At 54.9% G+C, this 19,108-nt stretch carries 18 protein-coding genes; 3 read left to right on the top strand and 15 right to left on the bottom strand.

The genetic code is table 11. The annotated features are described in order from the left end of the window. Positions 1 to 192 precede the first annotated feature (192 nt). Complete coding sequence (locus tag RBB81_RS00460; protein ID WP_353070782.1) at positions 193 to 975, top strand: SOS response-associated peptidase; 783 nt, start codon at positions 193 to 195, stop codon at positions 973 to 975. A 24-nt stretch (positions 976 to 999) separates the two neighbouring features. Here the strand turns inward: RBB81_RS00460 and RBB81_RS00455 are convergent, their stop codons facing one another. The 15 genes from RBB81_RS00455 to RBB81_RS00385 form a co-directional block, all read right to left on the bottom strand. Then, the gene (locus tag RBB81_RS00455) at positions 1,000 to 1,203 is read right to left on the bottom strand and encodes a hypothetical protein (protein WP_183793061.1); all 204 of its coding nucleotides are present in this window, start codon (positions 1,201 to 1,203) and stop codon (positions 1,000 to 1,002) included. Positions 1,204 to 1,379: 176 nt separating this feature from the next. Then, on the bottom strand, positions 1,380 to 5,051 hold the full coding sequence (gene mobF, locus RBB81_RS00450; protein WP_353070781.1) for a MobF family relaxase: 3,672 nt from the start codon (positions 5,049 to 5,051) through the stop codon (positions 1,380 to 1,382). Positions 5,052 to 5,056: 5 nt separating this feature from the next. Next, positions 5,057 to 7,225 (bottom strand): type IV secretion system DNA-binding domain-containing protein, encoded by a 2,169-nt coding sequence (locus RBB81_RS00445; RefSeq protein ID WP_353070780.1) that lies wholly within the window; start codon positions 7,223 to 7,225, stop codon positions 5,057 to 5,059. Positions 7,226 to 7,227: 2 nt separating this feature from the next. Next, on the bottom strand, positions 7,228 to 7,611 hold the full coding sequence (locus tag RBB81_RS00440; RefSeq protein ID WP_353070779.1) for a hypothetical protein: 384 nt from the start codon (positions 7,609 to 7,611) through the stop codon (positions 7,228 to 7,230). A 288-nt stretch (positions 7,612 to 7,899) separates the two neighbouring features. Next, the gene (locus RBB81_RS00435; protein WP_353070778.1) at positions 7,900 to 8,199 is read right to left on the bottom strand and encodes a hypothetical protein; all 300 of its coding nucleotides are present in this window, start codon (positions 8,197 to 8,199) and stop codon (positions 7,900 to 7,902) included. A gap of 18 nt (positions 8,200 to 8,217) precedes the next feature. Then, positions 8,218 to 9,195, bottom strand: coding sequence for a CpaF family protein (locus tag RBB81_RS00430; RefSeq protein WP_353070777.1), 978 nt, complete (start codon positions 9,193 to 9,195; stop codon positions 8,218 to 8,220). Further along, positions 9,192 to 10,040: a VirB8/TrbF family protein gene (locus RBB81_RS00425; protein WP_353070776.1), complete on the bottom strand. Its 849-nt coding sequence runs from the start codon at positions 10,038 to 10,040 to the stop codon at positions 9,192 to 9,194. The genes RBB81_RS00430 and RBB81_RS00425 overlap by 4 nt, the downstream gene beginning before the upstream one ends. A 159-nt stretch (positions 10,041 to 10,199) precedes the next feature. After that, the gene (locus tag RBB81_RS00420; RefSeq protein WP_353070775.1) at positions 10,200 to 11,126 is read right to left on the bottom strand and encodes a type IV secretion system protein; all 927 of its coding nucleotides are present in this window, start codon (positions 11,124 to 11,126) and stop codon (positions 10,200 to 10,202) included. Between the two features lie 23 nt (positions 11,127 to 11,149). Then, positions 11,150 to 11,350 carry a hypothetical protein gene (locus RBB81_RS00415; RefSeq protein WP_353070774.1) on the bottom strand — a complete coding sequence of 67 codons (201 nt, stop codon included), beginning with the start codon at positions 11,348 to 11,350 and terminating at the stop codon, positions 11,150 to 11,152. Positions 11,351 to 11,363: 13 nt separating this feature from the next. Further along, entirely contained in the window at positions 11,364 to 12,173 is an 810-nt protein-coding gene (locus tag RBB81_RS00410) for a hypothetical protein (protein ID WP_353070773.1), read from the bottom strand. A gap of 27 nt (positions 12,174 to 12,200) precedes the next feature. After that, entirely contained in the window at positions 12,201 to 13,571 is a 1,371-nt protein-coding gene (locus RBB81_RS00405; RefSeq protein WP_353070772.1) for a TrbI/VirB10 family protein, read from the bottom strand. 4 nt (positions 13,572 to 13,575) lie between these two features. Next, positions 13,576 to 14,406 carry a TrbG/VirB9 family P-type conjugative transfer protein gene (locus RBB81_RS00400; protein ID WP_353070771.1) on the bottom strand — a complete coding sequence of 277 codons (831 nt, stop codon included), beginning with the start codon at positions 14,404 to 14,406 and terminating at the stop codon, positions 13,576 to 13,578. 37 nt (positions 14,407 to 14,443) lie between these two features. Further along, positions 14,444 to 16,816 carry a VirB4 family type IV secretion system protein gene (locus RBB81_RS00395; RefSeq protein ID WP_353070770.1) on the bottom strand — a complete coding sequence of 791 codons (2,373 nt, stop codon included), beginning with the start codon at positions 16,814 to 16,816 and terminating at the stop codon, positions 14,444 to 14,446. Then, positions 16,794 to 17,060, bottom strand: a complete 267-nt coding sequence (locus RBB81_RS00390) for a VirB3 family type IV secretion system protein (protein WP_183816635.1) — start codon at positions 17,058 to 17,060, stop codon at positions 16,794 to 16,796. The genes RBB81_RS00395 and RBB81_RS00390 overlap by 23 nt, the downstream gene beginning before the upstream one ends. A gap of 11 nt (positions 17,061 to 17,071) precedes the next feature. After that, positions 17,072 to 17,506 carry a hypothetical protein gene (locus tag RBB81_RS00385; RefSeq protein ID WP_353070769.1) on the bottom strand — a complete coding sequence of 145 codons (435 nt, stop codon included), beginning with the start codon at positions 17,504 to 17,506 and terminating at the stop codon, positions 17,072 to 17,074. A gap of 314 nt (positions 17,507 to 17,820) precedes the next feature. On the opposite strand from RBB81_RS00385, the gene RBB81_RS00380 reads away from it, so the two are divergent. Both RBB81_RS00380 and RBB81_RS00375 read left to right on the top strand, forming a co-directional pair. Beyond that, on the top strand, positions 17,821 to 18,090 hold the full coding sequence (locus tag RBB81_RS00380; protein WP_353070768.1) for a helix-turn-helix domain-containing protein: 270 nt from the start codon (positions 17,821 to 17,823) through the stop codon (positions 18,088 to 18,090). Positions 18,091 to 18,175: 85 nt separating this feature from the next. Beyond that, positions 18,176 to 18,808 (top strand): sigma-70 family RNA polymerase sigma factor, encoded by a 633-nt coding sequence (locus tag RBB81_RS00375; protein WP_353070766.1) that lies wholly within the window; start codon positions 18,176 to 18,178, stop codon positions 18,806 to 18,808. The last annotated feature ends 300 nt before the right edge of the window (positions 18,809 to 19,108 follow it).

Raw genomic sequence — 19,108 nt, 5'->3', positions numbered from 1 at the left:
CCGAACGCGATACGCAAAAGTGGTGGTCTGTGAACGTGGGTAGCTATGAGACTGACTTTTGTAAGCTTGTCCATTCATCGGCCGCCAAAGAGATCGTCACACGCCTTCGGTCTGGAGAGACAGTCGAGTTTCCTGGTCGCTATGAACTAAGCCAGCTAAAGGGTTTCGGCGGTAGCTGGGGAGATTAGACCAATGTGTGGCCGATACTACCGTCGATCAGACAAGCAACGCATCGCCGAGGCTTTCAAAGTCGGCAAGCTTCCGCCAGGCTTCGAGCTCCCGCCCGACTACAACATAGCTCCAAGTACCTATCAGCCCATCATTCGACCTGACCACGAAACAGGGGAACGGGAGATGGTGATGATGCGTTGGGGGCTCGTGCCAGCCAAGGTGGCGGACCCTGACAGCTTCAAGATATTCTCCACCACAAACGCCCGCGCCGAGAGCATCCTGGAAAAGCCGATATGGCGAGGCCCTTTCCAGCACACCCGATGCCTAGTCCCGGTCGATGGGTTTTACGAGTGGCTGCAACGCCCTTCCTTGCCCCAACCTCCCCCAATCGAACCCGGTGAACACGGCCTCTTTGGAGATCTACCAGTGTCACAGAAGAAGTCTCCCAAACCGAAGGCAGGGTCCAGACCCGTCTACAAATTTGAAATGCCGGACGGCGCACCTTACGCCCTTGCTGGTCTCTACTCCGAGTGGCGCCCACGCAAAGGAAACTCCCATCCCCCGCTAGACACCTTCTCCATCATCACAACCTCCGCGAACGAACTGACGGATCCGATCCACGATCGCATGCCCGTTATCCTGCACTCGCGGGACTTCGACCGATGGCTCAACGACTACGATGAGTCTCGGCCGCCTATCGATCTGCTGCGCCCGTTTGAATCAGACAAAATGCGCATGACGCCGGCCAACAGACTCGTTGGGAATGTACGCAACAACGGTCCTGAGATGCTGAATAGTGCTTGATACACGGTAGCGTCAATGGGATGCCTAGTTGGAGTAGCCAGCATCCTTTTCGGCTATGCAGATCCGGCCCTCTGCCGAGTTCTTCCACGCTGTGTCTGCCTTCATCGCTTCTTTGCATTGTGAAGCGATGTTGCGCGCAACATCTGAGTGCTTCGTTAGCCAGATTTGAAGCCCAGCCACATCAGCCCTGCTCAGGTCTCCAGCACCGGCATCTTCAACCTGTTGCACGATCGTCCGCTGCTGAACGATTGAGGGCTTCGGCTCAGATTTACAGCCAGCTAGACAAATCAAGATCGCTAGAGCTACATAAGAACGGTTCAAGGCACTCTCCTTTTGCTATTCAAGTTTATAGAAATGAGAAAGGGGTAAAAAGCTTTCTGGCTTTTTCAACCCTGGTTTTAGTGCTATAGGCCAATTCCGAAGCCCTCTTGCTCAATTGAGGGGCCTGACGGTTCTGGTCCGCTACTGAGACTCGAATCATTGGAAAGCGCCACGTTTGAAAGCTCTGGTTCTTTACCAATGCCGTTGTCTCTCTGCAAGAGATTTGTCCTGTCGGATGTGTAGATTGCGAGGTCGTGAATATTGGGATTCAGCTTCGTGAGGGCGACTTGCTGTTCCGCGAGTTGGCTGCTCTCGCCGGTTATCAAAACCCGGTCTGCAGAGACGTACTTCGCTGTCTCCACGCTGTAGCCGTGCTCGATGTGGCGGGCCTTTTCGGGGCTAAGCTCAATGTCCTTTCCGTTGTCCAGGCGAACGGAAAGAGCGTTGTCCTCACCGATCCTTTCGACGGTAGCCAAGTCGCCGGAGTGGATGCGGTTTTCCCGGTCGGGCACGGTGAACTGGATGCGATCTCCTACAGCTAGGTCGCGCTCCTCGGCCCGGTAGACGGTGCTCTGCCCCGTCTGCTGTTTTAGGAGCGCCGGATTGTAAGAAGCCTGCTCACCGCTGAGTGTTTCTACAGTGAGGAGATTCTTGGAAATATCGACTGCTATAACAGTGGCCGTGCTGTTGTGAATGATGCCATGCTCCTCCGGGCTTCCCTTCTTGTAGTGGATCTCATCTCCCGGCGAGTAGTTCGCAGCGAGACGGGGATTGCCAAATTCCTGTTCGACCAAGACCGACACTGAGCGGCTTTCGGCGAGTCGGCCCTGTGCGTGTAAATCGTCGCGGATGAGTTGGGTAAGTTCGTGCCGATCGGCTGGATCGGCGACGACGATGACGGCGCGATCCGGCTGTGCTGCGTAATCCAAGGCAACGGCGGCTAGGCGATGATCTGGGTTCGCGTATTCGTAAATCCTGCCCTGCTGCTGTAGCAGTTCGGTCGCTGTGGCTGGGTCGTTGTTGCGGAATGCCTCAACGGCTAGCCGGGTCTGTTCACTGGAACTCGGTTGTCTGAAATCGAGAGCGGCGGTCTTGCTGATGTCCGTTGCAAGCCGCTCTCCTAGCGTCTCCGCGTTGTTCGTGTAAATGCGAGCGTCTTCTGACGCGCGGGAGATGGCCACATACGCAAGTCGTGTATTGATAAGGCTGTTTGATGATTCTGTATCAATGTTTGCGATGACTCGGCCCGCAGTGAGACCTTGAGAGCTGTGAGAGGTAACGGCGTAGCCGTGATCGAATTGCCGGAACTCCGCGGCGTCGAATGTGACGGTACGCTTGGCTTTGCCGTCGAGTCGAACGATCATTTTTTCGTCCTCGAGGCCGAGGACTGTTCCAAGATCGCGGTTCGCAAGCCCGAGGTCTTTGTTGGGTGCGGTGAACTGGATGCGGTCGCCGGTTGCGAACACACGCTCGGTCTCTCGAAAGACATTCACTCCTCGGAGCCGTCGCGGGTCATAGGTAACGCTCGATCCATTTTCCAGCTCGACGGTAAGAGTATTGGCGCGTGCATCAACAGAGCGAACGGTAGCGAAACTATCGCGCTCAATGCCTTCGGCCTTACTGCCAGTGGTGTATTGCAGTACCTCGCCCACGTTATATCGCGCTGCCCAAGTACGGTCTGCGCCAGTCATATCGGAGCGGTGAGCAAGGATGCTGAACTTCTGGCCGTCGTCGGCCAGCGTGCCCTGCTGTAGCAGCTCGCCGCGCACGGCTTCATTGATCTGTTGGCGGCTCTTGTTGTCGGGTGACACGATAATCGTGTTTTCGGGCCGCGTAGCATAATCCTTTGCGATAGCGTTGATACGTTCCTGGCCGTTCGTAATCTCCGAAACGCGGCCTTGCTCGGCCAACATCGCAATTCCCTTCTCCGTCTCATTGTTCGCGAGATGCTGGACGGCCTTTAGCAGCTCCGGGTCTTTTTGCCGCATGATTTTATCCAAATGCGAGGTCTGCATCCCGGCCTCTTGCATCTGTTGGAAGGGTCTGCCCGCATCCACACCCTGATGCTGCCGCGTGTCTCCAATTACTAAGACACGGTCGTCTGGATTGAGCTTGTCCAGAAACGCCCGCATCTGCCGGGTGCTGGCAAGGCTGGACTCATCGAGCAAGTAAAGGTGCTTGATTTCGGGATTGGCGCTTGGGTGATTTTCCCCACGCGCAAGGAAGCTCTGGAGCGTGTTAGCGTCGATCCCGGCCTCGCGGAGCTGCCCTGCCGCCTTTGAGGACGGGGCAAAGCCCTCGACCGTGTAGCTGTTCTTTTCTGCGCCCTCGCGTATGACCTCAAGCGTCGTCGTTTTGCCGGTTCCTGCCAGTCCTTGCAAACCGTGGATTCGGTCGGAAGAGTTTAGAATTTCTTCGATAGCCTTCCGCTGGGAGTCATTGAGGAAGTCGCGGGTGTTGGCCTGCTCTCGGGCTTGCTCTGCACCCATAATCGGCGTGACAGTGTTCCGGCCGTCAAGGACGTGCCGCACGTTGGCACGTTCGGCGGCGATGGTTTCGGGCGTGGTGAAGCTCCGCCCTGAGCTGTACTTCTCTCCTTGAACTGATCGGAAGTCTCCGGCCTCACGTCGTCTGTCGAACTCGGACCGAATCTCTCCGTATGTCGCCTCACCCATACCGCGACGGAGCGCGTCCCGAAGTATGGCTCGCTCGTCAGCTACGGCCTCGCGCTCGAAGATGCTCTCGCGGGCGAAGGTAATGGCCTCCTTCGCTTGCGTGCTGTTCTCCTGGCGAAGCTCCTGCTGCTCGGCCCGCTCGCGGGCGGCGGCGACGACCTTCTGCGGCTGGTTGCCAAAATCAGCGGCCATGTCTTTGTGCGCCGTAAGAACTTCCTCGGGAGTGAGCGTTTGCTTGCGGTCGCGGGTGGAGTGCGCTGCAATCTGCGCTGCCTCCGGGCCGCTGTGTCCTGTTTTCTCCAATTGATCCTTGATTTGCTGAGAGCGGGGGCTTGAGGCATCAAGGTATTCCCTGGAGTAGCCTTTGATCTCGGGTGCTCCGCTCTTCCCTGCCTCGATTTCATATCCGAGATTGCGGAGCTGATAGGTGAGCGCTGATTGGTAAACGGCGGTCGCATACTGCTGGCTTTCAAAGAAAGCTCGCTCCTGTAATGCACGAGTGGAACCATCAGCCCTTTCCGTCACATTGAAAATGACCGCGTGAGTGTGGAGCTGTGGTGCAGCGTAACCGTCCACTGGGCGAGCTGTATCATGCTCGAACTTTGCAGCTATGAATTTACCCGTCTGCTCAGCGGGGTTGTTGCCGCCAATCCGCGCATGTGTGTAACGCTCCAGCTCGTCCAAGGCAGTTGCGACGGCGGCACGGTGAGCATCTCGCACGCGCTCATCACCCCCGACCAGGGCGGTAAGCGAAACGGATTTGGGTGCTGAAAAGGTTGCATCCCATCCGGCTCGATGTTCGACCGCCTTGGTAGTTGTCCCGTCCTCGTTCGTATACTCCTGCGCGAGACGGTGTTTGACCATCTGCTCCTCAGTCTGTGGATGCATTCCTTCGGAGAGGCGGTGGAACTCCGACGGCGAGACTTCGCCGCTGAGTCCAAGCGATGCGGCGAGCTTTCCTTGCCACTCGCCTTTCACCGTATCGCCCTGCTTGTAGTAATTCTGTGCGTCAGACGTGAACTCTAGCTTGTGATAGCTTTGCGCCTGACTCGAAGAAAGCGCTTTGGAAATAGTGAGCATGGGCGTTATGGCCTCAACTCGAAGGCGGGGCCTTCCAACTCAGGGGTGCCGTTGGCTACCATGATCTGCTCGGCTGTTTCAGCTTGGCTTGTTGTATCGGCTTCTGCTGCTGGCGCGAGTGTAGAGGTAGGCGCGAGCCGGTTCTTCTCGTCGGCGCGGGCTGGTTCAAATTCGTTTTCCTTTGGCCAAGGGATAGGCCGCTGTTTTAGCGCGTGAGCGATCGGAGCGCCGCTGGAACTGTCCGCCGTTGGCTGAGTTGCCGTGCTCTCTGGCTCGGTTTCGGCCGTCTCGTCGTCGTCTTCTACTTCAGTGTTCAGGTATGCAGCGCGGCGTGGTTCTAAGGTGTCGGGATCAAAACCCATCCCTCCGTCCGCGTACTTCCGTGGCAAGAATCCCGGCGTCGGAGTCGGCAGGTCTAGGTAGTCAAAATCAAAGCGGGCGACGTTGTTTCCCAGCTTCAAATACGCATGTCGGTCGTCCAGTCCGCTAATCTCAGACCCCATGACAAGCGGTTCAATCTGGCGATCAAGACTGAAATTATGTCCTGATCGGGTGCCGTCGTACTTAGTCTCTTTGAGCCGTTCGATTTCGACTTTGCCTATCGCTTCAGAGATCCACTCGGCTGCTTTTGGCTCGGCAGTCTTCATGAATATTTTGGTCGCGGGCTGGGACAGCATGACCTCGGCCAGATGGCCATAGATTACTTCGAGCTGGGCTTTCCCTTGGAAGCCCAGAACGAGCGGATTTTTGCTCTTACGGTTCTCGGTGATTGCCGTGTGGAGTTGGGGAAGCTTCTGGAGGCTGGCCAACTCGTCGATCACAAACCAGACCTGTTTCTGTCCGGGCTGTGGGGCGCTCAGCAGGCGCATAACAAGCAAATCTATCCAAAGCGAGTGGAGCGGGCGGAGCGTTTCACGCTCGGGCGGGCGCGAAGTGATGAAGATCCAGCCTCTGCGCTCCTGTGACCAGGTGCGGGCATTCCACGTCCGTTTTGCTTGGTCTCGCTCTGGCAACAAGCGGAAGGATTTTGCTACCAGTCCGAGCGAGGCGAGTACGCCTGCTCGCTGTGGTCCGGCCTTGCGGTCAATATAGAAGCTCATCTCCGTACCCGCTACTAGCCTCTCCAGCGTCGTGCCATCTGCCAGCCATTCGGCAAGCTGATGCGGAGACGGACCTTTCTTTAGGAGGTGAGCGAAAATCTGCGCCGGAGTCTGATGAAAGAACTCGTCCTTGCTGTCCGTAGTGGGCTGATAAAGTGATGCCGCGATTGCATCGGCTTCAGCATTTGTGGCCATCTCTTGCGCTGGACCCCAATATGGGCAGCGCTCGTCCAACGGGTTCAGAATGATGTCGCCGCGCGCCTCATCGTAGAACCGCTGGATGTACTCGCAAGCCGGATCATAGACGATGGCCGAGTCACCACGGCCTCTGATCTGTCGAAGAATTTGCATGATGAGCTGGGTTTTTCCAACACCGGTGTCGCCCATAATCTGAAAGTGCTGTGCCTCCTTTCGTTCTGGAATACGCATCATCTTTCCCAACTCTGTCGTTTTGAAACCGATGCCATCTCCCTTTGCCGCTCTATTGAAGTCGGCGGGCGTTAGCATGACAGGGCCGCGCAGAACGCGACCGTATTTCATCTGCCGGAAGCGTTTCAGGTCTTTGGGAATCGCAAAGGTTAGCATAGCGACTAGGCACACGCCGCTCTCGATCATGCTCACCCGAAACAGTTCAAAGAAACCTTTGTCGTTGTAGACTGCGCCCCTTAGCCAGCGGTGCATCGCGCCGTCTGTGAGCTTCTGAGATGGGCCACGATAGAACCAGCTATAGCCTTGTGCCTGGGCCAGCTCGGAAAGTCCGATCGGGACACTCTCACCGCTTGGAAGGGCTGTTTTACCATCAGTGAGGTCAACGGGAAGGGCGAGTCGTGGCTTCACTTTTGCGCCAGCCAGGTATACAAGTCGATAGTTCCCGTGAGAGTTGAAAGCTGACCCAGCCTGCGACGATACATACTCCATGATGTAGCTCTGCTGAAGCGGCGACATGGAGAAATTCAGGTGCTCCCACATGAAAAACAGCGTGCAGAGCAACGCCATTGCGAGCGCGGAATAGCTCATAATGGGCGCGTGCGGTGGCCAGATGATCGTTTCTTTACGTCCCCATTGCGATGCCATGTTTATCGTCCTCCTGCGTTCTCTTCGCTGTATTGCCGGCGCACTTCCTGCGCGGCTTTCCGTTTCTCTTTGCGTACAGCCGCCATAACTTCAGTGACCCATTCCGGCGATACTGGCTTGCCTGTGATGAGCGGCTTGAAGAGGTTCACCATTAGCATTCGTGTGGCTACCAACTCCGTAAAAAGGGCGTCAGCATCATCTCGTCGCGCCTCGCGTAGAAGAAATTCACGCGCCCACTCGCGCACCGTCGTGCCCTGGGCCGATGCCACATCTTCAAGCTCTCGTGCTTCATCCTCTGTGAAGCGTATGGCGATGCTGCGGACACGCGACGGTCGCCCGATTCTCTGTCTAAGGCGCTCCTGCATATCGAGAATTGCTTCGGCCACTGGAACCTCCTATGTGAATGTTTCCGCCCGGAAACACAATGATTCCGCCCGGAAACGTCGTCTCTGTAAGTGGTTGCTGCGACAGACGTTTCCGGCGGGAAACATCTGTCGCTCTCCACACCACCCTCCAAGGGATGGAGTGTCATCATTCCTCATGTGCGGAGCACATCCGCCCTCGTCGTTGCTGTTGTTGTTGCATTTGTTGTTGCTGTTGTTTGTTGTCTCTACGAAGTGCAACGAAGTGATGCAGAACTGGAGACGTGAAGGAGACGCACCCTGCGGGTGCTGCTACTTTGCGTCGGAAGCGACGCTCTTAGCGCCGTTTCGATTGCCGTTTTTCATCGCGGTAGGAGTGCTCGGAGCCTTCTTGATTCGCAACGATGCTGGCACATGAACATCAGGCTGCTTATCAAGGTGTTGCTGAAAGTCTTTGTCTTTGGTAAATATGTATTCCATTCCCTTGTCCACCACTTCATCAGCAGAAACATTGAGGAAAGCCGCATAGCGGTCAATCATTTTTGCGGTTGACTCTTCAAGTTTTAGGGTGGCGTCGATCTTCTTTGAAGCTTTCACAGTGAGCAATGCCATGCGTTTGTCTCCTTGGGTTTATGCAGCGTTTGGAGTTGAAGCGCTGTAGATGACTTCCGTCTCGAAGCGCTGTTCGTTGTAGTCGTAGCCGTTGACAGTGATAAGCTCTCGAACCTGACGGCGACCGTTGGCAGCCCGTTCGCAGTAAAGAGTGAAATCGATTGCCTCAGCCGTCTCGCTACGCATGAAAGCGTGATTGAGATTAGGTCTCGCACTGAGAGCTAGGTTGGCGAGACGGTTCAAAGCATCCCATGCTGACTTCGCATGGATCGTTGACAATGTTCCGCCGTGCCCTGTGTTCATCGCTTGGAGGAGGTCATAGCCGCACTCGTTGCGAATCTCACCAATGATGATTCGGTCGGGCCGGTGACGCAGAGCTGCCGCCAGCAGCTCGCTAGGTGTGACGGCCACCTGACCGGGAATTGCTTCAACTGCCTCCCACCGAATTGCGTTTGGCTGTAGAACTTTCAACTCTGCAGGCTGCTCGATGATGCACAACCTCTCACTTGGGGGAATATGATCGAGTAGCGCTTTCATGAGGGTTGTTTTACCGCTGCCTGTGCCGCCAGCAATGATGCCGTTCTTGCGCTGCATCATAAGACCGACGACTGTATCCCTCACCTCTACGGGCATACTCCCTGAGGCAATAAGCTCGTCCGACGTGAACCACTTGTTGAACTTTCGGATGGTGAGGGTAGGACCATTGATCGAAGATGGCGGGCCTACGACAGCGACGCGGGAACCATCGGGGAGCCTTGTATTGAGAATGGGGTTCTGCGTTGTGAGGTCTTGACCCAAGATTCGAGCCACACGCTCAATCGCTGCAGTTAGTCTCTCGTTGGTGTATGGAGTTGAGAGTGTGATCTGTTCGACAACACCGCCTTTATCCGCATACACCCCGGTCGTTCCGTTGATCATCAAGTCAGAGATTGTTGGATCTAGGAGAAGCACACGAATCTCTTCTGGAAAGAACGGGAGAATGAGGTCGTAGCTCACCGAATTGCTCCTGATCCTGCCCCAGGAATGGTGGGCGCTGTTATCGCGCCAGGCACAAGGGTCTGGGCTACTGGCCGCGGGGTTGCGGTCGAATCTGTAATCGGCTCTACACCGATTCGGTTCTCGTGAAATTCGGTGATGGTCATGCCGAGAGGGTTGATCGTCTCGAATTGAGGAAAGACACGGGACTGGTCACTTACCTGCTTGGGATTGAGGTAGTAGGTGACCGAAAGCATCCAATGCTCTGTACGTGGTTCGTGCGAGTTTCGGACGGAATAGAGTTTGTCGATGTTGACCAAGGCCGTTCCCTTGGACATGCGAACGCCCTGAATCTGTTCCTCTGACATGCTGGTGATCGTGACATTTCGCACTTCCACATCGCTCTGTTCGATCTGTCCGGCCATGACCTGAGAGACAAAGTGGTTTCGGTTGTCATCGCTCATCAACTGAGTCGAGAGCTGCTGTGAGAAAAAGAAATAGTTGAGCGGGTACTTTTTGGTGATTGTTTCTCTGTTGATGGTGAAGCGATAGTTAGCCCAATCAGTGAGGTACGTGCGAACCTCACCCTCGCGTGGGCTGTAGTTCAAATCTGTGTATTGGATCGCCTGCGCCCTCCCCATCTCATCTATGCGGATGTAGCGGTTCTGAATTGGTTTGTGAGCGAGCGAGACCATAGCTCCAAAGGAGCCAAGCAGCAAGACGGACATGGTGACGATTACGAACCGGCTCATCTTTCGCTCGGCATAGTGCGAGGCGTAGACCTCGTTCGCAATCTCGTCAGTAAGTAACGCTTCCTTGGGAGTCCAGGCAGCGTCAGTGATTGGGGTTGCTTGTGTGGCGGCCATGAGCGGGTGTCCTTTCGATTTGGTGTTCTGCCTTGATAAAGCCGAGTGTGGTGAATATGACTGAGCCAATGAGAATGAGGATCAGACAGGTTCGGAAGATGTAGACCAGAAAGCGCGGAGGAGTAAACGGGATTGTAAAAACAACATTCATGGTGAACCTCACTTACCGCCCCGGAATTTAGCCAGGGCGACTCGCGTTACAAGATTTTGAGCGGAGCCGGTTGCTCCGGCGCCGCCGCCGAAGATAGCTTGGGTCATCGTCGGGATAAAGAGCATGTTGATGATGAACGCGGCGAAAACCATAATGACGGGGATGAGGTTCGCCAACCACATGCCGATGGAATAGTCCCCGTTGAAGGTCTTTTGTAGGAAGGTATTCATAAACCCTTCCCAGACGAAAATGAACGCCGAAGCAACGGCGCGGATCATCGCAAAGCTGAGTAGCACTTCAACGAATGAGTAGAACTTGCCTCGCAAACTGTCAGTCATGTACAGCGGGATAAAGAGAGGGCCAAACAGTGCTGTCACTGAGTAGAAGATGAATGAGCTGACGTTGATCACGAACAGGATGCCAGCAGCGAGGCCGAGAATGATCTGCACAAGGTAGTAGCAAACCTGTTCGCTGACAGACAGCAGCGAAGGCGAACCTGTCTTCGAGGCGGCGTCGCTGAGGAGCTGAGTGAAGTTTGAGAGCGAGTTCTGATCGAGCACGCTCACGATTGATTGTGCGAGTGCGGAGAACAGGTGGTTGAGGCCGAAACCTGCGCCGGGTAGTGGGTTGACCCAGTAGGTCTCTAGCAGACAGCAGACGGTGAGCCGGAGAAGGAATCGGACGATTTCTCCTGCCTCCAACGGAGTTGGATTGAGGCTGAACGTCATATTGGACGTACTAAAGCTGACAACCATATTCACTAGCTGAAAGAACGCTATGGTGCTCAGCAACGTGATCCCTAGATTCGTGAGCGCTCCGCCATTGGCCGTTGTTAGGGCGGTAAGGTTGTTCGTGAACTGATAAAGCCAATCGGTGCCCGGCAGAGCCAGCGCCAATGCCGAAAAGGTTGTTAGGTGCATCATCATGGCGTCCATTCCGTGGTTTGAGCTGTACTGCGCTAAAACTGGCTGAAGTCGTCTCGTGGAAATGAGGGGTCAAGTTTCATGTGGATGGATTGGCCCCAATGCTGAAGCGAATGATTGGCTCCACAAACCTCCATAAGGAGTCCGAGGGCCAGGGCGCAGGCAGTGAAGGCGAGTAGCGCCGCAATTGGCGGCGCTACATCGGTCGCAAGGCGTTTGAACATCGGCAGTTTCATCGAGGTCAATCCTTTAGGGGAGATAGGTTGTCCACGTGCCGGAATCGGCCACGTTGAGGGTTGGGTTCGCTGTGTGCTGGGCTTGGACGAAACCCCACGTATTCAGATCCTGCGCAGCGGCGTTTCGCTGTTGCATGTTCTGAATGGTCATTTGCTGCGCGAGACAAGCGTGTAGAACGCCCTGCGCTTGCTGTTCGTTGAGCTGTTGCGCTTGGGCTGCGTTGAGGAGATTGAGTTGTTCAACCTCACTGTTGGTAGATGAAGACCCGTCGAGCTGGGCAGACTGAAGGCTTGCCTGAGCTGTGGCGGCGTCATTGCGGGCCTGACGGTAGGAACCCACGGCATTGAGGCAATCGGGTGAAGCGGTGTCCGATGCCTCGATCATCGCGAGCTGTGTCAGGTTTGAACTATTCCCTACCGTCTGTGTGCTAAGAATGCCGCTGGTTTCTGGAGTCAAACCAATTTTGGAATTGGTCCAGGCCATGAGTGCGGCGCTCTGATTGTTGAGGTTGAGAGCATTCGTAAAACCGTTTGTTTCCCCGTAGGTATTGGGGACCGACACGAATTTGATCTTGTTCAGTTCCGTCTGCCAGATGGCCTTGGCAGAAAAGTTCTGAACATTGCTCTTGATCGTGTTGTATTGGCTTTGTGCTGTGGTGAGCATTTTGGCCAAAGTTGAGAGCTGCGACACAAGTTGGCCGTAGCTGCTCGGGTCGAAAACGATATCCCCAAACCCGAAAAGGGCAAAGCTGGGGGTAGCGGTTCCGAGTATGACAACGCCTGCAACAATCCACTTGCGGCGTTTTGTGAGCGTAAGGTTCATACGTCCTCCTGATTTCGGGAACGGCTGTTACAGCGCTGAATCGACGCGATGTTCTGCGTAGGACGGAATCAATATGTCTTGGTTGATGTAAACGCGGGCGCGAGAACCCTCCTTTACTGTGATCACGGGCAGACGATTGAGGAAGTGATTCAATATCTGCTCGGCCTCCATAGCGGACTGCTCGGAGATTCCGTTGCGTATCTGCGTGTCGGCTGTGAGGACGCTACCGTTGTTGCCGATCTGCGCGAGGCCGCCCATACCGCCAATTGCGGCGGCGGCGGCAAATGAGCTGAGGAGGTGGTTGTTGACGTTGGTAGCTAGGCCGGTCGTTCCAATGGGATCGAGACCGATGTACTTATTGAGATCGAGTGAGAATCCATCCGGGCAGATTGCGCGATTGAAGACTACGATTAGTTTTCGCTGCTGCTGGCTTCCCACACTCTGCACATTCCCGATGAGGCGGGTCCCCTGCGGTAGCAAAAGCTGTTGATGGTCGTGGGAGTAGTAGTCGGTCGTCAGCATGACAATGATTGGGCCAGGAAGGCCGCCGTCTACGTGGTTGGTCACAACTCCCTCGAAGACTGTTCCCTCAAAAACGCGGTAGAGCCGCCCTTGATACCCGTCGAAGTCGTACGCGGCCATCGGGTCTTTCTTCTGTGATTGCTGTGCGGCGACGTTTTTGAGACCGGCTGGGCGTTGCTGCAGCGCTCCTGGACCTCCGTTGTTTGTATCTGGCGCAGCGCTACCGCTGCCGGCCTCGCCAGAAGCCGCTAGCGGTACGTTTTCTCCAGTGCTGGCCGATTGAGGTTCATTAGTGTTGGCCGCGAGCGTAGTTGTGCCGTTGGCTGCCGTTCCTCCATGTGCAAAGTCGATGGCTACTGTGTCGCTATTGAGAGCGTCTTGGTGCTGCTTCTCACGGGCGAGCTGTCGCTGCTTTGCTTCGGCCTGCTCCTGCGAAGTGTTCGAGGTGTATTTAGGAGCGTTCGGACTATCGCCGTAGATGGCCTGACGCTGTGCCGCCGTCATGGGAGCCGTGTTGGGCGATTCGGGGCCAGGTATAGCTTGCTCTTGCTGAAGCTGAGCCATTTGCGCGGCGAGCTGCTGTTGACGGACTCGATCGGCCTCGTCACGCTGGGCAAGAAGCCGCTGCTGAGCCTCGAAACTCGTAACCTGCTGAGCATTGGGTGATGCAGGACGCATCGGAAGCGCACTCCGCGGTGCTTCCTTTGCGCCGTGGTGCAAAAGGTTCCCTACATTGGCAAGCCCGATGATTAGGATGACTGCGGCCAACCCGATTATGATTGGCATCGACTTCTTGATTGCGGGCGTAGCCTCTGGCTGAGCAGGAACGGGGCCGGGATCGTTTACGGTTGGGGGAATCTGGTTTGGATCGGTCATGACGCTAGTTGCCTCCTGTGCGCTTGAACTCGACACGCTTTTTGCCGATGGTGAGATACCCGTCTGAAAGAGATTTGGGAATCGTGTAAAGTCCCTCGTCGAAATCGAAATTGATCAGACTTCCCTTCCCGTCTTTCAGCTCGTAAAGAGCAGGGGTCTCTTGGAAGTGACCACGTAAATAGGTGAATTTGTCATCACGCCACACTTGCTGTAGGCCAAGTTCATTACCCTTCTTTTGGTCCCAGATGTAGTCAAAGTGGAGCTGTCCGGGATATTGGCTGCGATACTGCTCAGCCTTAGCTGCTTCAGCCTTACGCTCGTTTGCCGCTTGTATCTCGGCTTCTTGGGCCTCCCGCTTCGCCTTGTCCAACTCAGCGGCGGGAACAAAAACAGGCATCGCTGCAAGCTTGTCTTTACCAGCCTGATCGCCTGGGGTGACAAAAACCTTGGAATCGAAATGAGGATCACCGTCGCTCGATACTTCTCTGAGCTGTAGGGTGTATTCGTTCCCGTGGTCGGAAACGATATGCACGTCAGTAGTCGTGTTTGCGACTTTTGGTTTGATCGAGATGAATCGGCTAGCGACGTGGCCGCCATCGAACACCCACGACACGGTATCGCCACCGAAAACAGTAGCAACTTTTTCCTCTGCCGGGAGCAGGATGAGAGTTGATTGAAGGAGTCCAGCCCGGATAACGGGCGGCGTCTCCGTCTCGTGTATGACAACAGTACGTGGTGCGCTGGGCAATAGGGTTGGCGACGTGGCCGCCTGGCTGGTTGTGGCTGAGCCAACCGCGAGGCCGGAACTTATAAGCAGGATTGAGATGGTCTTCATAGTGTTTTCCTTGTCGTGGAGTGGTGTGGCGCAGCGGTTAGACAGCCTCTCCTTGGGCAAACCGCTCGATGCCCTCGGTGAGTCCGTACTTCTCGATGAGTTTGGTCCGGCGTACCCGGTCCTTTGGTTTTGTGGAGAATTTGGCGTAGCTTCGCTTGTCGAGATTGAGCGTGACAACCTTAGTCAAGCCGTCGCGACGCACGTAGAGCCCTTCACGGTCCCGCAGGGACTCGAATAAATCGAGTTGCTGGTCGGTGAGCTTGAAGAGTTCGCCGTAATGCTTCCGGTTGAAAGTGGAATCCGGCAAAAAAAGGAAAGAGGTACAAGAGTTGACGATGCTGTCGGCGTTTTCTCCCAGGTCATTCGCTGACTGGCCAATCAAAGTCACGCCGCCGAGGTTTTTTCGAACGGTTTTGATAGAGGCGAGCGCCGAATCTAAGAGCTGCTTGTTCTTCATGCTGGAGAAAATCTCCTCGATGAGGACGTGCTTGGGGACGCCTAGATTTGCTGGGTTGTAGAGCACATCTTCAATGCGACGAAGTATCCAAACCATCAGCGGCTCGATGAGGTCGGCGTATTGACTGTTATTCACTCCTTGGAAGTCGAAGCACTGAAGGCGTCCAAGGGAAAGCTCGTCTTCTACGTTGTCGAAGATTGCGGCATAGACACCCTTCCCTACCCACTTGGCCATATAGCGATCAAGGTGCTTCGGGAGACCAAGATTTGAGAGACGGCGATTGTGAGGCTCTAGGTGGTAAATGCCTTGCACTGCTTTGTAGATCACATCGTCGTCTTCCGGGCTCAGCACCGCGCCGCCACTGGTGAGCAACAGCTTCTCGAACGAGTAAAGGAATTTGATATTGTTCTCTGTCGGTTCCAGCGAGAAAGGAGCGGCGCGGGGGCCATCCTTGCCAACTCGGGTCACTTTGCCACCGTATAGCTCTACCTGACTCTCGTATGAACCGCCGATATCAAAGATGTAAGAGAAACCGTCGTACTTCCGCTCCAACGCAAGCATCTGGTTAGCGTGGACTGACTTTCCGGTGCCGGTTGGTCCGATGATGAGCATGACGCGCACGCCGTTCACGTAGGCATCTTGGAAAAACGGGGTACGGGTCCGCGTCTCAAAGATGTTCAGGTATTCGGCGTCAAGGTCTTCCGAGTACGGGTGCCCGGTATGCGGGGCGAATACAGAGGACATTCGCGCATGGTGGTTCTCACCTAACCACAGCGGGAAGACATTGAACTTCTGGTTCCCCGGAAACATCGTGTAGAACGACGATAGGTTTCCAAGCGTCTCTTCCATCACTTGAGCGCGGGCATCAACGAATAGTCGGTGAACGGCTGGGATTGTGTCACGAAGCTGCTCTACGCTTTTGGCGGCGAGTAGCAATCGCATTGTGAATTCACCTTGCGCGGTCTTGTCGAGAGAGCGGATGACTTCACTAAGATCGTCCACGCTGGCTTCAGCGGCTTTGGCACCTGCCCCTGTCTCCAGCGAAGCAGTATCCCTACCGCTCATCACGCGGGCGATAACGCCAACCTTGAAAAAGGAGATGAACTTTTCTTGTGACGAAATCTCCGATCGCGCTGATGCTGCCGACTTCGGCCTCCAGCTCGTGCATAGAACACTGTCGCAGTCGAGCGTCATCAAGCCTGAAAACTGACACGGTCTTGAAATTTCTGGAGTATTCATCAGGGAGAACATCTGGACATAACGCTTCCCTACTCGGAGGTGGTCACTGTGCCACGACAGAGGGCTCTTTACAATCTGTCGGTCCACTCCGGTATCACGGATGAGACGGTCGTGTTCGCACCACAGCTCTAGGTTGAAGAGATACGAAAAGAATGGGAACGTCTCGGCTTTGTCGAGAAGCCGCAGGCCGACCGCTGAATTTAGATGTGATTCAAGGATCGTCGCGCTCTTTTGAAGACTCGACAGCATCCGCGCATGATCCTCGGCCTTCTCATTGGGCTTTCGGTCAAAAGGGTTTTTCTGCGACGGCTCGAAGGTGAGACACCAATGCAGGTCAATTCTGCGAAACCCTGCTGTCTGCTCTAGGAACGCGAGACGGTCGTTTACAAATGTCTCGGTGACGGGATTGCTGTACTTCTTTTGGCGCGGAATCTCAAAACCTGAGAGAACGCGGGCGTACTGATAGAGGCAGGAACCTTCAGGCAATCCGCGCAGTGCGCCCTCGATGGAACGCACTCGCGCTTCGAGTTCCTGATCGGTTAAGCTCTCCTCATCTATGCCGGTTAAAGAAAACAGGCATCCATAGCCGCCTGTTTTCAGGGCGAAGATGGTCGGGGTCACGAAACGAGAAATCGGCACGATGCTGCAACCGGCTCCAGCTTTCGCGTACCAGGGCGTATGGCGTCTGAGTTCAGTTTTCTTTTCGGGGGTCATAGTAGGGCTTCTGGAAAAGGCTGTGGCCCCAAAGCTCGAACATCTTCGGGTGCTTGCGGACGGTGAGCCACGCAGCAGCTACCAATACGGGGAAGCTGATGAGGGCCAGAATGCGAAAACCAACGAGGAAAACCGTTATCGAGACAAAGACAATAACCATCCACGTCGTCAGTTCCAGACCGGCTTTTGTTCTGGATCTGTTCATCGCCTGATTGATCGGTAACGGTTCCCCTCGTTTGGTCATGGTTGGGCTCCTTACTGGGTAACGGTCTGGCCGGTGAGAGAGCTGATCCAACCAGCGCCCCAGCCGAGAACGCCAGCACCGAAGAGTGCGCCGAAAAGACCGGGAATCGCATCTTGGAAGCGACCACTCATCATCCGAACGCCAGCGAAGATGAGACCTCCGAGGCAGATGACGGCTCCGGCGTACTCTGCGAACGTTTTGAAGGAGTTCATCGCGATCGTGGCACCGGAAAAATCAACCGTGCCTTGAGCGTGAGCAAGTGAGGTTAGTGAAATGGCGAACAGACTCGGTGCGATGCTTCGCCCGAATGTCCGCAGATTCTTCTTGGACAATTTCTGAACCCAGCGTCGCGCCAGGCGTGAGTCGATTGATTTGTTCAAAGTTTTCTCCTTGTGAAGCGAATTCGGGGTAAAGGAAATGGGTTGTGCTCTCAAAAGAGCCTTCATGTAGCGGTTTTTTGTCCTCCTTTCGTGTTGGGCTTTGCGGTCCACAGCCCTATCGCCACGCGGTACATTCCGCCGCCGTGTACACGTTGCTGTGTTACCACAAACTTGTGTCACCATGCACAACTTATAGCGAGTCTCCCGCATCGTGTCAACACACTTTTCATATCCACAATTTTGTGTACAAGACACAATAAGGCATCTCCACATTTGTGTGTGTGCTTTGGAGGTTGCTAAGATTTTGCAGAGATCGCTATACCGGGAGGTTGCGGTGTGCTCTTATCATCTTGCGCGAGGTCCACATCGACACCGATTCCATGCTGCGATACGACTACAAAAAGTTCTCAGCGGCTTTAGGTAAGCGAGTCAAACAGTTGCGCAAGGAGCGCGGGCTGACCTTGCGCGCACTTGTTGTTCAGCATGGCTTTCACTTGACGCAGATACAACGTATTGAGAAAGGCGATGGTCTCTCAGTCCCGACTCTGCTTCGGATTGCCGAGGTTTTTCAAATACCAATCGAAGAACTGGTCGCCGGTCTAGGCTTGGTCGAGGGCGGCGAATCGCGATCAAAATCGTCAAAGAAATAGCTCTCGCTTTCCACTGAGTCTGCAACTCGATGTTGGCAGTCAGTTACAGAGACGTAGTAAATTTGACTTCTACCCTCTAAGCGAGATGAGCGGGACAGATTTTGACACCATTGAGCAGTTTTTTTGCAGAGATGACTTGCCAATGATTCGGGCTCACTTACATCTCGTGGACACAAATGGAACCGTTGTTTGTGCAGAGGTCGAAGCCGCCGTGGAGCGGTCGTTCCATTGGGTACTGAGGGATTACCCTCAAGTCGATCCGGCGATGATTGCGAACTGGGCTGAAGAAGTAGCTCACAGCATGCAAGAGCGAGCAGCAATCCTTATTTCACCGCAACGCTACGCATACTCCGCACTCAAAGGTAAAGTTCGCGACTGGATGAGGAGTGGAGCGGCCAGAGAGCAAGTCGCCGGGATTGGGCGCGACCTTGAAAGTATTGGCGGCCTGAGTGGTTCTTTTCAGGGCGCTATCGACCGTAAAATACTCTTTGAACAACTAAAAGCAACCCTGAATGAACGGGACAGGTATATTCTCGTTCTGCTCCTGCAAGATAAAACGAGCCCGGCTACTGTCGCGAATGCGTTGGGAACGACTTACTCCGCAGCCGCGAAAGCCATCCAGCGCGTCAAAGAGCGCTTAGCTTCCACATTGACTGGTGCTCGCAAAATAGATGATCCGGGCCACGGCTCACCACAATTTTGCGAGACGAAAGGGTAGATCGTCATTGAACCCGGATCTGATGAAGGACTTCCTTCTTGAGACATTTCCGAATCCCGAGCGAAAAGGCTGTCCTGACGACAAAACGCTAGAAGCCCTGGCTGAGGATAGGCTGCCGGCAGAGCATCCGGCCCGCCTTCATGTTGGATCTTGTTCTGAGTGTTATGCCGAGTATCGGCATTACCGCTTGGATTGGGAAGAATCGAATGCCGTCGCCTCTACGCCCAACTCCGAAGCCATTTCTGGCCCCGTCGAGGTTACGCCTTCCAACTCTTCGCGAGTCCCAAAAACCTCGCGCCT

The sequence above is a fragment of the Tunturibacter gelidoferens genome (assembly GCF_040358255.1).
Classification (GTDB): domain Bacteria; phylum Acidobacteriota; class Terriglobia; order Terriglobales; family Acidobacteriaceae; genus Edaphobacter; species Edaphobacter gelidiferens.
This window is presented reverse-complemented; position numbering and strand designations above follow the sequence as displayed.

Excerpts from the sequence above, each read along its gene's own strand:
- RBB81_RS00415 (WP_353070774.1), bottom strand. The coding sequence starts at position 11,350 with ATGAAACTGCCGATGTTCAAACGCCTTGCGACCGATGTAGCGCCGCCA.
- RBB81_RS00405 (WP_353070772.1), bottom strand. The coding sequence starts at position 13,571 with ATGACCGATCCAAACCAGATTCCCCCAACCGTAAACGATCCCGGCCCC.
- RBB81_RS00445 (WP_353070780.1), bottom strand. The coding sequence starts at position 7,225 with ATGGCATCGCAATGGGGACGTAAAGAAACGATCATCTGGCCACCGCAC.
- RBB81_RS00460 (WP_353070782.1), top strand. The coding sequence starts at position 193 with ATGTGTGGCCGATACTACCGTCGATCAGACAAGCAACGCATCGCCGAG.
- RBB81_RS00385 (WP_353070769.1), bottom strand. The coding sequence starts at position 17,506 with ATGAAGGCTCTTTTGAGAGCACAACCCATTTCCTTTACCCCGAATTCG.
- RBB81_RS00400 (WP_353070771.1), bottom strand. The coding sequence starts at position 14,406 with ATGAAGACCATCTCAATCCTGCTTATAAGTTCCGGCCTCGCGGTTGGC.
- RBB81_RS00410 (WP_353070773.1), bottom strand. The coding sequence starts at position 12,173 with ATGAACCTTACGCTCACAAAACGCCGCAAGTGGATTGTTGCAGGCGTT.
- RBB81_RS00425 (WP_353070776.1), bottom strand. The coding sequence starts at position 10,040 with ATGGCCGCCACACAAGCAACCCCAATCACTGACGCTGCCTGGACTCCC.
- RBB81_RS00395 (WP_353070770.1), bottom strand. The coding sequence starts at position 16,816 with ATGACCCCCGAAAAGAAAACTGAACTCAGACGCCATACGCCCTGGTAC.
- RBB81_RS00420 (WP_353070775.1), bottom strand. The coding sequence starts at position 11,126 with ATGGACGCCATGATGATGCACCTAACAACCTTTTCGGCATTGGCGCTG.
- RBB81_RS00380 (WP_353070768.1), top strand. The coding sequence starts at position 17,821 with ATGCTGCGATACGACTACAAAAAGTTCTCAGCGGCTTTAGGTAAGCGA.
- RBB81_RS00435 (WP_353070778.1), bottom strand. The coding sequence starts at position 8,199 with ATGGCATTGCTCACTGTGAAAGCTTCAAAGAAGATCGACGCCACCCTA.
- RBB81_RS00375 (WP_353070766.1), top strand. The coding sequence starts at position 18,176 with ATGAGCGGGACAGATTTTGACACCATTGAGCAGTTTTTTTGCAGAGAT.
- RBB81_RS00390 (WP_183816635.1), bottom strand. The coding sequence starts at position 17,060 with ATGACCAAACGAGGGGAACCGTTACCGATCAATCAGGCGATGAACAGA.
- mobF (WP_353070781.1), bottom strand. The coding sequence starts at position 5,051 with ATGCTCACTATTTCCAAAGCGCTTTCTTCGAGTCAGGCGCAAAGCTAT.